We start from the raw sequence: 12,253 nt of genomic DNA on the forward strand, positions 1-12,253 counted from the left end.
TGGCTAGTCCTCAGTTCGGCTTGGCTTGTTGCGCATAATACGCGGCGACGTCGGCGATATCCTGGTCCGACAGACTGCTGGCGATGCCCTTCATGCTGGGGTGCTTGCGGTCGCCCTTCTTGTAGGCTTGCAGCGCATTCTCGATATATTTTGCCGGCTGGCCGCCGATCATCGGCACCTGGAACACTTCGGGGAAGGTTGCCTTGTAGCCGGGAATGCCGTGGCAACCGATACACATTTCCACCTTGGCAGTCGCTGCCTTGGCGTTTCCTACAATGTCAGCCGCTGTGACGGCATTTGCTATGCCGGCAAGCACGAGAAGTGCAAATATTTTTTTCATAGTGGCAATGTGAACAAAGGTAATCGGAGAAACGCCAGAGCTGGTTTTTTTTGATTTTATGTGTTGACTTTAAATGTAGACAATTAAACTGCTGCTTGCCGATTCTAACCAAGATGTTCTTGCAAGTCCACTCACAAAAAATACACTGTCGCAGGCGGACACAGGCCGCCCGCGTGGCGGTGCGCCACAGTTCTGTTTATACTTGCCCTTTCCCTACTTTGGCAGACCGCTCATGCAAGCACAGCACCCCCAGCAAGGCCAACGCTTCGAAGGTTCCGACAGCTACGTCGCCACCGCCGACCTGAAACTGGCCGTGAATGCGGCGCTGACCCTGCAGCGCCCGCTGCTGATCAAGGGCGAACCGGGCACGGGCAAGACCATGCTGGCCGAGGAAGTGGCCGCCGCGCTGAACATGCCGCTGATGCAATGGCATATCAAATCGACTACCAAGGCGCAGCAGGGCCTGTACGAATATGACGCCGTGTCGCGCCTGCGCGATTCGCAGCTGGGCGACGAGCGCGTGCGCGACATCCAGAACTACATCGTCAAGGGCGTGCTGTGGCAGGCGTTCACGGCGCCCGAGCCGGTGGTGCTGCTGATCGATGAGATCGACAAGGCCGACATCGAATTCCCGAACGACTTGCTGCGCGAGCTGGACCGCATGGAATTCTATGTCTATGAAACGCGCGAAATGGTCACGGCGCGCCACCGTCCGCTCGTCATCATCACCTCGAACAACGAGAAGGAATTGCCGGACGCCTTCTTGCGCCGCTGCTTCTTCCATTACATCAAATTCCCGGACAAGGACACGATGGAGCAGATCGTCACCGTCCACTACCCGCACCTGAAACAGGAATTGCTGGCGCAGGCCCTGCAAACCTTCTATGAAGTGCGCGACGTGCCGGGCCTGAAGAAAAAACCATCGACGTCGGAATTCCTCGACTGGCTCAAACTCCTGCTGGCCGAAGACATCCCCGCCGAAGCGCTGCGCAGCAAGGACACCAAGACTGTCGTGCCGCCGCTGCACGGTGCGCTGCTGAAAAACGAGCAGGACGTGCACCTGTTCGAGCGCCTGATGTTCATGTCGCGCACCAACCGCTAAGGAGCGCCGGTGAACGACATCAGCCCGGACAAAGTCTTCGTCCCCCTGGAACTGCACGGCATCCGCCTCGAAGCGCTGGCGCCGCACCACGCGGCTGGCCTGCGCGCGGCAGCCGCGGATGGCGAGCTGTGGAATCTGCGCGTCACCTCCGTGCCCGAACCGGACCAGGTGGACCAGTATATTTTCAAGGGCATCGAGATGCGCCCTTCGCGCTTCGCCTTTGCCGTCGTCGACGCGGCCAGCGGCGAGGTGCTCGGCACCACCAGCTACCACGACGTGCTACCAAGTATTGGCCGCCTGGAAATCGGCTATACCTGGTACGCGAAGCGCTGCCAGCGCAGCCACGTCAACACCACCTGCAAATTGCTGCTGCTGGCGCACGCCTTCGACACCCTCGGCTGCGCGCTGGTGGGCCTGCGCACCGATAACTTCAACCACGCCTCGCAGGCGGCCATCGAACGCCTGGGCGCGAAAAAGGATGGCGTGCTGCGCCACCATGCGCTGCGCCGCGACGGCACCGTGCGCGACACCGTCATGTACAGCATCACGCGCGGCGAGTGGCCGGAAATCGCCGCCCATTTGCGTTACAAGCTGACGCAGCATCCCATCGCCGCACTGCCCCGCGCAGGAGAGCCGGCGCCATGCTGATCGATTTCTTCTTCACGCTCAAGGATGCGAAAATTCCCGTCTCGATCAAGGAGTTTTTGACGCTTCTTGAGGCGCTGCAAAAGAACGTCATCGACGCTTCGATGGACGATTTTTACTATCTGGCGCGCCTGACCCTGGTCAAGGATGAAGCCCATTTCGACAAGTTCGACCGCGCCTTTGCGCAGTACTTCAAGGGCGTCAACGCGGCCTTCGAGACGAACGCGGCGATTCCCCTCGACTGGCTGCTGAAACGCATGCAGCGCGAACTGTCCGAGGAACAGAAGGCGCAGCTGGAAAAATTCGGCTACGACAAGCTGATGGACCGCCTGAACGAGCTGCTGAAGGAGCAGAAAGAGCGCCACGAAGGCGGCAGCAAGTGGATCGGCACGGGCGGCACGTCGCCGTTCGGCAATGGCGGCACGAACCCTGAAGGCATCCGCATCGGCGGCAAGGGTGGCAACCGCACGGCCGTGAAAGTATGGGAAGCGCGCAGCTACAAGGATTACGACGGCGAGCGCGAACTGGGCACGCGCAACATCAAGGTGGCGCTGCGCCGCCTGCGCAAGTTCGCGCGCGAAGGCGCGGAAGATGAACTGGCGCTCGACGCCACCATCGCCGCCACGGCGAATAATGCGGGCTATCTGGACATCAGGATGCGGCCCGAGCGCAAGAACCGCATCAAGGTGCTGATGCTGCTCGACGTGGGCGGCAGCATGGACGACCATATCGAGCGCACCGAGGAACTGTTTTCGGCGGCGAAGACGGAATTCAAGAACATGGAGTTCTTTTACTTCCATAACTGCGTCTACGACTACCTGTGGAAGAACAACCGGCGCCGCAACGCCGAGCGTTTCCCCACCTGGGACGTGCTGCGCAAGTACCCGCCCGACACCAAGCTGATTTTCGTCGGCGACGCCACCATGAGCCCCTATGAAATCCTGCAGCCGGGCGGCAGCGTCGAATACAACAACGAAGAAGCGGGATCGACGTGGCTCGCGCGCTTTACCCAGGCGTTCCCGAAATTCATCTGGCTCAATCCGGAAGCAGAAGGCCTGTGGCAGTACCGCCAGTCGATCGGCGTGATGCGGCAACTGATGAACAACCGCATGTTCCCCCTGTCGATCGACGGGCTGGAACGGGGCATGCGTCTGCTCAGTAAATAACAGCACGCAACAAAAAGTCCATGGCGGCAGGGGGCCGCCATGCCGTACACTGCGACACGGCACTACCGTGCGGAGCATCTCCGCTGCGGGCGGGTACCATACGCTGATACCAGCCCTGCCCAACCTGCTGCATCCTGTGCGCGGCCGCCATGGCCGCGACACTGTTCGATTGCGCACATCGTGCGCGCCTTCTGCTCCGGTAGAATCGGCGCATCGCTCTGCGCAAACTATGCACCATCGCTGCACCACGACATTACCGCGCCAGCCCCCGTGCTGCCGGCCGGTGCCAGCGCCATTTTCAAAGGAATGAGCATGCAAAGTCTGATCTCGATCGCCGCCGACCTGTCCTGGCCGTTTGCCATTACCCTGGCCTGGGTGGTGGGCGAATTCGGCCACCGCTGGACTGGCCTGCCGCGCATCAGTTTTTACGGCGTGATCGGTTTCGTCCTCGCGCAGACGCAGGTGGGCATCCTGCCGCAGACGGACGCCGGCCCCATGCTGGTGCTGGCCGACGTGGCCTTCGGCCTGATCCTGTTCGAGGTAGGCTACCGCATCAACCTGCGCTGGCTGAAGAACAATCCGTGGATCGCCGTCACGGGCCTGGTCGAATCCCTGCTGACCTTTGCCGTCGTCTACTTCATCGGCATCGAATTCGGCAGCACCTCGATGACGGCGCTGCTGCTGGCGTCCCTGGCCATGTCCACCTCGCCGGCCACCATCATGCGCGTCATCAACGAGGAACGCAGCTCGGGTCAGGTCACGGAACGCATCGTCCACCTCACCGCCCTCAATTGCGTACTGGCCGTCTTCACGTTCAACATCATCGTCGGCTTCTGGATGTTCCAGAGCTCCACCGACCTGATCGAAGCGAGCAGCAGCAGCGCCGCCGTGCTGGCCGCCTCCGTAGCCGCCGGCACCGTCTTCGGCATCGTCGTGCCGGCCATGCTGCGCCGCCTGGGCAACATGGCGCAGGACGCCACCGTCGCGTTCGCGCTGTCGGTGATGCTGCTCGTCGCCCTCACTTACACCACCAGCCTGTCCCCGCTGCTGGCCACCCTCACTTTCGGCCTGGTGGCGCGCCACCGCCGTGTCGCCTTCAGCCAGGCGCAGCGCAATTTCGGCGCGCTGGGCGAGCTGCTGACGGTGCTGCTGTTCGTGTATGCCGCCTCGACCCTGGAATGGGCCAGCGTGACAGCCGGCGCGGGCCTTGCCCTGGCCGTCGTCGGCGGACGATTGCTGACGAAAGTCGTCGGCGTGGCCGCGTTCTCGCATGTCAGCGGCATTTCGTGGCGCAAGGGCGTGCTGACGGGCGTGGCGCTGACGCCTGTCTCCGTCTTCATCATCCTGCTGCTGGAACACGCGCGCCAGCACGGCGTGAACTTCGGCGACGAATTGAACGCCCTGGCCGCCGTCACCCTGGGCCTGGAACTGGTCGGGCCCGTGCTGGTGCAGCGCGTGCTGATGCTGGCAAAAGAAACCCACGAAATCAAGGAGCGCTAAATGCCGCTGGAACCCTTTGGCCAATCGGCCGCGCTGACCTTCGGCGTCGAACTCGAACTGCAACTGGTGAACCTGTCGGACTATGACTTGACGGCCGCCAGCCCGGACCTGCTGCATCTGCTGAACAAGAAACCGTTCCCCGGCAACGTCACGCCGGAAATCACCGAGAGCATGATCGAGATTAACTCGAGCGTGCACACGCATCACGGCCCCCTGCTGGAGCAGTTGCAGGAAATCCGCGACACCTTGATCACGGCCGGCGACAAGCTCAATATCGGCATCGCGGGCGGCGGCACGCACCCGTTCCAGCAATGGTCGTCGCAAAAGATTTTTTCCAAGCCCCGCTTCCAGGAAATTTCGGAACTGTACGGCTACCTGGCCAAGCAGTTCACCATCTTCGGCCAGCACGTGCACATCGGCTGCGCCTCGGGCGACGACGCCATGTTCCTGCTGCATTCGCTGAACCGCTACATCCCCCATTTCATCGCCCTGTCGGCTTCCTCGCCCTACGTGCAGGGACGCGACACCCTGTTCGACTCGGCGCGCCTGAACTCCGTGTTCGCCTTCCCCATGAGCGGGCGCGCGCCGTTTACACTGAGCTGGGACCAGTTCTCCAACGAGTACTTCGCCAAAATGGAGAACACGGGCATCATCAAGAGCATGAAGGATTTTTACTGGGATATCCGTCCCAAGCCGGAGTTCGGCACCATCGAACTGCGCGTGTGCGACACGCCTCTGACGGTGGAGCGGGCCGCCGCGCTGGCCGCCTACCTGCAGTCGCTATGCCGCTACCTGCTTGAACGCAAGGAAGCGCCGCCCGTGGAAGACGATTACCTCGTGTATAACTACAACCGCTTCCAGGCCTGCCGCTTCGGCCTCGACGGCGCCATCACGCATCCGAAAACCTACGAAACGATGTCGCTGCGCGAAGACATCATGACCACCCTGCGCAAGATGGAACCGCACGCCGAGGCGCTGGGCAGCACGCCGGCCCTGAAACACCTGTCGGACGTGGCCAAGCAGTGGAGCGATGCGCAATACCTGCGCAAGCAGCACAGTCTGCAGGGCAGTGCCGAGGGCATGGTTGATTCGGCGATCCGCTGCTTCCGTGGTGAACCGATGAATTACTGAGGATGCCTGGCCAAACCTGCTGCGCGTCGGCATAGGCGGCCTGCGATGCTCACCGTACCTTTGTACGGTTGCGCTTCTTAGCCACCTCTCCCTTCCGCTCGCGACGGTTTTGCCAGTCATCGTGATTTTTACCCCGACAACGCAACCCAAAAAACCACACCCCATCTCCCCCGTCATTTACAGCATCCTCCCCCGCTTGTTACAATAAGTGAGAATGATTCTTATTATTGTTTAAAAACACCAGTCCAGCCGGACCGGCCATGCAAGGGGAACGCGATGCCGCTGGCAGAGCCGCTACAACGCCAGGACATCGCGACACTGTACGCCGACCACCACGGCTGGCTGCAGGGCTGGCTGCGTAAAAAACTCGGCAGCACAGCTTGCGCGGCCGATGTGGCGCATGACACCTTTATGCGCCTGCTCGACCGCGAAGACGCCGTCGCCGCGCGCGAGCCGCGCGCCTTGCTCGCCACTGTTGCGCAGCGCGTGCTGTTCAACCATTACCGCCGCCAGAAACTGGAACAGGCTTACCTCGACGTGCTGGCGCAGTTGCCGCCCCTGCACACACCGTCGCCGGAAGATCGGGCAATGCTGCTGGCCACCGTGTTTGAACTCGACCGCATGCTCGACGGCTTGCCGCCTCCCGTCAAAAGGGCTTTTTTACTACGCCAGCTCGACGAACTGCCGCAGGAAGATATCGCGCGCCAGCTCGGCATCTCGCTGGCCACGGTGAAACGCCATCTGCAGCGGGCCGGCAGCGCCACGCAGGCGTGGCAGCAGCTGCAAACGCAGCACGAGCATCTGCCGCCCACGGCGCACGCGAGCCTGCTGCGCGCCTGCGTGCAAGCCAACGCGCCGCGCCGCCATGCCGTCAAAACCCTGGCCCTGCTGCTGGCCTGCGGCACCTCGCTATATGCGTTTGAACGCCGCAGCCCATGGCGCGGCTGGACGGCCGACTATCGCACGGGCGTCAACCAACGCCGCGTGGTGACCTTGAACGATGGCACGCAACTCACGCTCAACACCAGCAGCGCCGTCAATATCGCTTACGACGGCGCACAGCGCCGTATTGAACTGCTGGCGGGTGAAATCTTCATCGCTACCGGCAAGGATGCGCTACAACGCCCCTTCTTCGTCGACACGCCGCATGGCAGCCTGCAGGCGCTGGGCACGCGGTTCACCGTGCGCCTGCACGAGCAATACGCCAGCGCCGGCGTGCTCGAAGGGGCCGTCGCCGTGCTGGCCGGCGATGGCGCACAGCGCCTGGTGCTGCGTCCCGGCGAAGGCGCGCATTTCGACGGTGCGGGTATGCACCGCCAGGCGCTGACGCCCTATGGCGGCGCCTGGCTCGATGGCATGCTGGTGGCGCGCGACATGCGCCTGGCCGATTTCCTCGCCGAGCTGTCGCGCTACAGCAACCATCCGCTGGCCTGCGCGCCGGCAATCGCCGGCTTGCGCGTCTCCGGCTCCTACCCGCTGGCCGATGTCAATGCCATCCTCGACGCCGTCAGCGCCAGCCTGCGGCTGCGGCGCAATACCGTCACGCGCTTCTGGGGCCATCAGGTGGTGCGCAGCGAATTGGCGGCCCACTGAAAAATATTTTCAGCAAAGTGAGCTGTTTCGCCGTGCTCGCGTGACTTGGTAGATAGGCAGTCTCCATCTTGCGCATCCACGAAAGGTTTTATTCCATGCACCACGCTTCGCGTTCCCTCCTTACCCGCACCGTCCTGGCCTGCGCCCTGTCGCAGATCGGCATGGCCCTGGCCCTGCCGGCGCTAGCCCAGGCACAAACCCGGCAAGTACGCAGCTACAGCATCCCCGCAGGTTCCTTGGGCGATGTGCTGACACGCTTCGGCAGCGACAGCGCCATCCTGCTGTCGTTCTCCAGCGATGCCACGCAAGGCTTGCGCAGCGCCGGCCTGCAGGGCAGCTACAGCTTGCAGGAAGGCTTCCGCGTGCTGCTGGCGGGCAGCGGCCTGCAAGCGGTGCCGCAATCGAATGGCGGCTACCTGCTGCAAAAGATCCCCGCCAGCGCGAACACCCCCTCGGCGGACAGCCGCGGCGTGGCCGTCATGAGCGGCGTCACGGTGGTAGCGGCGGCAGAGCGCAACGCCGCCACCAGCGGCACGGGCAGCTATACGGGCGGCCCCGCCAGCGGCGCCACGGGCCTGGCCCTGACGCAGCGCGAAACGCCGCAGTCGCTGACCATCGTCACGCGCCAGCAGATGGATGACCAGAACAGCAACGCCGTCTCCGACGTCATGAAGAACGTCAATGGCGTGAGCGTGCAAAACTACGACAGCGACCGCTGGAGCTTCCAGGCGCGCGGCTTTGCCGTCACCAATTTCCAGTACGACGGCGTGTCGGCCATCTATGACGGCGTCTACGACTGGGGTACGACGAACAGTGACATGGCCATCTACGACCGCATCGAAGTGCTGAAAGGCGCGACGGGCCTGATGAGCGGTTCGGGCGACCCGTCGGCCACCGTCAACATGGTGCGCAAGCGCCCCACCGCCGAATTCGAGGGTTCGGCCACCCTGGGCGCGGGATCGTGGGACAACTACCGCGGCGAAGTCGATGTTTCCGGCCCCCTGAACGACAGCCGCACGGTGCGCGGCCGCCTGGTGGGCGCCTACCAGGACAAGCATTCCTACCTGGACCGCTACACGCAGCAAAAATCGGTCGCCTACGGCATCATCGAGGCGGACCTGACACCCGTCACCCTGCTGACGGCCGGCTTCACGCACCAGGATTACAAGCCGCGCGGCTCCACCTGGACGGGCTTTCCCCTGCTGTTTTCCGACGGTACGCGCACGAACTTTCCCACTTCGTGGAACCCGGCCACGGACTGGAGCCGCCGCGACATGCAGAACACCACCCTATTCACGTCGTTGGAACACAGCTTCGCCAACGCGTGGAAAGTGACATTGAGCGCCAACCAGCTGCGCAGCAAGCATGACAGCGTGTTGAGCTCGGTCAGCGGCGGCTATCCTAACCCCGTCACAGGGGAAGGCGCCAGCTTCTACATGGGGAAATACGCGGGCGACCGCCGCCAGACCACCGTCAACGTGGACGCCAGCGGCCCGTTTACCCTGTTCGGCCGCCAGCATGAAGCCATGCTGGGCTACTCTTCATCGACCGCCAAGCAGGACGGCCCCGTCTACAAATCGATCTATCCGACCCTGGACGGCAGCTACTTCGACTGGCGCGGCCAGTATGCGGAGCCGGCGTTCGAACACCAGGGCAACGATAATGACAGCACGCGCCAGAGCGGCCTGTATGGCGCCGTGCGCCTGCGCCCGAGCGATGCGCTATCGGTGATCGTCGGCGCGCGCGTCAGCAATTACACGCTGGACCAGAAGCGCAGCTTATTCGACAATGCCACGCCCAGCCATACGCGCTTGGACGAAAGCGGCGTCATCACGCCGTATGCGGGCGTCGTGTATGACCTCGACAAGACCTATTCCGTGTTCGGCAGCTTCACCAGCATCTTTGCACCGCAAAGCAACCGCGACGTGAAGCGCAACTTCCTCGCACCCGTGCGCGGCAAGGGTGTGGAAGCGGGTGTGAAGGCGGAGTATCTCGATGGCAAGGTCAATGCCAGCGCGTCCCTGTTCCAGATCCGTCAAAGCAACGTGGCCAGTTCCGTGGGCGAAGTCAACGGCGAAGAAGCGTATAAAGCCATCGACGGCGTCACCAGCCGCGGCGTGGAAATGGAAGTGACGGGCGAAGTGGCCAAGGATGTGAAGCTGAGCGCCGGCTACACCTACACCCACGTGCGCGACGCGGATGGCAAGGATGTATTTTCCACCATGCTGCAAACGACGCAGCCTGCCCACCTGGTGCGCGTGCAAGGCACGTGGCGCCTGCCGGCCAGCCTGGACAAGGTCACCATCGGTGGCGGCATCAATTGGCAAAGCAGCTACTACGGCAATATCTGGAATCCCACCATCGAGGCCAATTCGCGCATCAAGCAGGGCGGCTACGCGCTGGTCAACCTGATGGCCCGCTACGAGATCAGCAAGAACGTCACGGCCAGCGTCAACGTGAACAACCTGCTGGACAAGAAGTACTTCACGGGACTGGGCCTGTTCCAGACGGGCTTTTATGGCGAACCGCGCAATGTGATGTTCACCGTGCGCACGAAGTTTTAACGCGAAGTTCTAACTAAGTACCGTACAGCGCCAGCACCCAGGCTGGCGGGTGCAGTTCCAGCGCCAGCGACAGGTAAGCAGGATCAAAGCGCGCCGCCAGCAGGTACACATTGGCGGCGCCCTTCGGCTCCCAGTTCCCCATAAAGCCCTTTTCACCGGCCGCCACGCGCTTGCGGTCGAAGGGCACGGCGCTTTTCGCGAACTCCTCGTGCGTCTTTCTGCCCTGCGCGTATGGCACCAGCCAGGCCAGCGCCTCGGCCAGGCGCCGCGCTTCCGGCGCGCCATACCAGTCGTCGCCATGCGCCTGCGCCATCAGGGCAGTCGTCAGCAGCGGCTCCAGGCTGTAGGTGGTGTAATGCAGGGCGTCGCGCTGCTCGAAGTCGAAGGGCACGCCGCCGGCGCCGATATTGCGCGGTACGTGCGCCAGGAAGCGCTCTTTCGCGCGCGCGATCAGCAAGGCGTCGCCCGTGACATACGCGGCGGCGGTGCCGATCTTGATGCGGTGGCTATGCCAGTTGTTGCGCGCCGTGGACGGACCGCCCACCTTGATGGGATCGCTCAGATACCCCTGCGCCAGGGTCCGGCAAAATACCCGCACCTGCTCGCGCTCCACGCCGTTCAGGCGCTCCTGTACCAGGTCAAAACCCATCAGCAGGCTGGCCAGCTCCGTCTCGTCGACGGGACTGAACGATGGCTGATAAGTACCGCTCCAGGCCAGCAGCAACTGGCGCGCCGCCTCGAAATGCGCCATCTCGCCCGATAATCTCCAGGCCAGCGCCTGCAAGCGCGCCTGGCGCCAGTCTTCCTGTGCCTGCTGGCTGGTCTCGCGTCCGCCTTCTCCCTTCAGCAAGCCGCCCGTGCGCACTTCGGCCATCAGGTGCACAGGCCGCGCCGCATCCTTGCGCGCCGCCTTGACCACCTGTTCGGCAATGGCCGGCGCCACCCGCGTCTTGAGCGTGCGGGCGCGCGCGGCGGACGTCAGCGCAAACGGCAGCACGCCATCACGCGGGTGCGGCGCCGCGCGCAAGCCGACCAGGGGCAGCGCCAGCAGGCCGGCCAGCACAGTGCGCCGGCGGATCAGATGCGTACTCAAAACCGCGTCTCCCGCGCCGCGCGCAAAAAGTTATCGAGAATGGGCGTGCAATCGAGCAGCTCGACGCCGCCCGCCGAATGAAATTCCGGGTGCCACTGCAGGCCCATGACGAAGCGCGCCCGCTGGTAGCGGATGGCTTCGACGATATTGTCCCCTTGCGAATACGCTTCCACGGTGACGTCGCGCCCCAGGTCCTTGACCGACTGGTGGTGAATGGAGTTGACGAGCGCCTCGCCCGCCTTCGGGAACATGCCCGCCAGCGACGAGCCTTTCGGGAAGACGATGCTGTGGCGGTGGCGGTCATACAGGTCGTTGACGTGCGAGGTGGCGCCTTCCACGTCCGAGGCGATGTCCTGGTACAGGGTGCCGCCAAAGCCCACGTTGATGAGCTGGCAACCGCGGCAAATGCCCAGCACGGGCTTGCCCGCGTCGACGAATTCATGCAGCAGTTCCAGTTCGTACAGGTCGCGCGCGCGGTCGCCGCTCCATTCGGGCCGCGTGGCCGCCTCGGAATACGTCTGCGGCGAAACGTCGGCGCCGCCCTGCAGCACCAGGCCGTCCAGGTGGCGCGCATAGTGGCGCAAGGTGATATTGCTCGGGTGTAGCTGGCCACTGGTATTGACGGTCGGGATCATGAACACCAGCACGTCGCGCGACATGACCCACTGCGCGATCGACTCTTCCAGGTATTGCAGGTTCTTGCTGCGCAGGCCAGTGGCGCCCGGCTCGGGGTGGAAAATGCGCGCCGAGATGCCGATGCGCAGGGTGCGCCGCATGAAATCGCGGCTGGCCTTGTCGCGCATGGAGCGGTAGCGCGATGAGATCACGCGCCAGGCCAGCGCCAGGGGCGTGTCGTTATCCTTCAGGTAGCGCGGCGCCGCATCGCGCGCACGGTGGTCGTCGTCGGGCGCCCTGCCTACCCGGTCGGGCCTGGAAGGCGCCGCTGGATCGGCGGAAGGGGGAAGCTGGGGATCTTTTTCGTCTGACATGGCAAGGCTGACTGAAAGCGGAGACGTTTTCAATATAAACCCCTGCCCCGGAAAGCACGATTCAATTTTGTAACAAAAGCCCACGCGCGGCGCATTCGCGCAACACGCCCATGCCCTACGCATACAGTCC

General features: G+C 63.3%; 10 protein-coding genes and 1 pseudogene. 8 read left to right on the plus strand and 3 right to left on the minus strand.

Annotation, left to right across the window (positions count from 1 at the left end; translation table 11 throughout):
- Positions 1-10 precede the first annotated feature (10 nt).
- Positions 11-340 (minus strand): c-type cytochrome, encoded by a 330-nt coding sequence (locus ACQ4WY_RS10930; RefSeq protein WP_092796428.1) that lies wholly within the window; start codon positions 338-340, stop codon positions 11-13.
- A 232-nt stretch (positions 341-572) separates the two neighbouring features.
- Here ACQ4WY_RS10930 and ACQ4WY_RS10935 point away from each other — a divergent pair, with 232 nt between their 5' ends.
- The 8 genes and pseudogenes from ACQ4WY_RS10935 to ACQ4WY_RS10970 all read left to right on the plus strand — a co-directional run bounded on the left by ACQ4WY_RS10935 (position 573) and on the right by ACQ4WY_RS10970 (position 10,041).
- Entirely contained in the window at positions 573-1,442 is an 870-nt protein-coding gene (locus ACQ4WY_RS10935; protein WP_436503996.1) for an AAA family ATPase, read from the plus strand.
- Positions 1,443-1,451: 9 nt separating this feature from the next.
- The gene (locus ACQ4WY_RS10940) at positions 1,452-2,090 is read left to right on the plus strand and encodes a GNAT family N-acetyltransferase (RefSeq protein ID WP_436503997.1); all 639 of its coding nucleotides are present in this window, start codon (positions 1,452-1,454) and stop codon (positions 2,088-2,090) included.
- Complete coding sequence (locus ACQ4WY_RS10945) at positions 2,084-3,253, plus strand: vWA domain-containing protein (protein WP_436503998.1); 1,170 nt, start codon at positions 2,084-2,086, stop codon at positions 3,251-3,253. Before ACQ4WY_RS10940 ends, ACQ4WY_RS10945 begins: the two co-directional genes overlap by 7 nt.
- Before the next feature lie 312 nt (positions 3,254-3,565).
- Positions 3,566-4,753, plus strand: coding sequence for a cation:proton antiporter (locus tag ACQ4WY_RS10950; RefSeq protein WP_426072010.1), 1,188 nt, complete (start codon positions 3,566-3,568; stop codon positions 4,751-4,753).
- Complete coding sequence (locus ACQ4WY_RS10955; protein ID WP_436503999.1) at positions 4,754-5,884, plus strand: YbdK family carboxylate-amine ligase; 1,131 nt, start codon at positions 4,754-4,756, stop codon at positions 5,882-5,884. It begins immediately after the preceding gene.
- A 276-nt stretch (positions 5,885-6,160) separates the two neighbouring features.
- Positions 6,161-6,643 (plus strand): annotated as a pseudogene (locus ACQ4WY_RS10960) (sigma-70 family RNA polymerase sigma factor); the annotation flags it as partial.
- Positions 6,644-6,724: 81 nt separating this feature from the next.
- Positions 6,725-7,477: a FecR family protein gene (locus ACQ4WY_RS10965; protein ID WP_436504435.1), complete on the plus strand. Its 753-nt coding sequence runs from the start codon at positions 6,725-6,727 to the stop codon at positions 7,475-7,477.
- A 95-nt stretch (positions 7,478-7,572) separates the two neighbouring features.
- Positions 7,573-10,041: a TonB-dependent siderophore receptor gene (locus ACQ4WY_RS10970; protein ID WP_436504000.1), complete on the plus strand. Its 2,469-nt coding sequence runs from the start codon at positions 7,573-7,575 to the stop codon at positions 10,039-10,041.
- Positions 10,042-10,054: 13 nt separating this feature from the next.
- On the opposite strand, the gene ACQ4WY_RS10975 is transcribed toward ACQ4WY_RS10970, so the two are convergent.
- Both ACQ4WY_RS10975 and ACQ4WY_RS10980 read right to left on the minus strand, forming a co-directional pair.
- On the minus strand, positions 10,055-11,134 hold the full coding sequence (locus ACQ4WY_RS10975) for an alginate lyase family protein (RefSeq protein ID WP_436504001.1): 1,080 nt from the start codon (positions 11,132-11,134) through the stop codon (positions 10,055-10,057).
- Positions 11,131-12,123: a gamma-glutamyl-gamma-aminobutyrate hydrolase family protein gene (locus ACQ4WY_RS10980; protein WP_436504002.1), complete on the minus strand. Its 993-nt coding sequence runs from the start codon at positions 12,121-12,123 to the stop codon at positions 11,131-11,133. The genes ACQ4WY_RS10975 and ACQ4WY_RS10980 overlap by 4 nt, the downstream gene beginning before the upstream one ends.
- Positions 12,124-12,253 lie beyond the last annotated feature (130 nt).

This window comes from Janthinobacterium salmonicoloratum (assembly GCF_051380845.1).
In the GTDB taxonomy this organism is placed as follows: domain Bacteria; phylum Pseudomonadota; class Gammaproteobacteria; order Burkholderiales; family Burkholderiaceae_D; genus Janthinobacterium; species Janthinobacterium lividum_F.

Bases quoted from the DNA above. Each gene is read 5' to 3' on its own strand.
- ACQ4WY_RS10980 (WP_436504002.1), bottom strand. From the start codon at position 12,123: ATGTCAGACGAAAAAGATCCCCAGCTTCCCCCTTCCGCCGATCCAGCG.
- ACQ4WY_RS10950 (WP_426072010.1), top strand. From the start codon at position 3,566: ATGCAAAGTCTGATCTCGATCGCCGCCGACCTGTCCTGGCCGTTTGCC.
- ACQ4WY_RS10955 (WP_436503999.1), top strand. From the start codon at position 4,754: ATGCCGCTGGAACCCTTTGGCCAATCGGCCGCGCTGACCTTCGGCGTC.
- ACQ4WY_RS10930 (WP_092796428.1), bottom strand. From the start codon at position 340: ATGAAAAAAATATTTGCACTTCTCGTGCTTGCCGGCATAGCAAATGCC.
- ACQ4WY_RS10970 (WP_436504000.1), top strand. From the start codon at position 7,573: ATGCACCACGCTTCGCGTTCCCTCCTTACCCGCACCGTCCTGGCCTGC.
- ACQ4WY_RS10935 (WP_436503996.1), top strand. From the start codon at position 573: ATGCAAGCACAGCACCCCCAGCAAGGCCAACGCTTCGAAGGTTCCGAC.
- ACQ4WY_RS10945 (WP_436503998.1), top strand. From the start codon at position 2,084: ATGCTGATCGATTTCTTCTTCACGCTCAAGGATGCGAAAATTCCCGTC.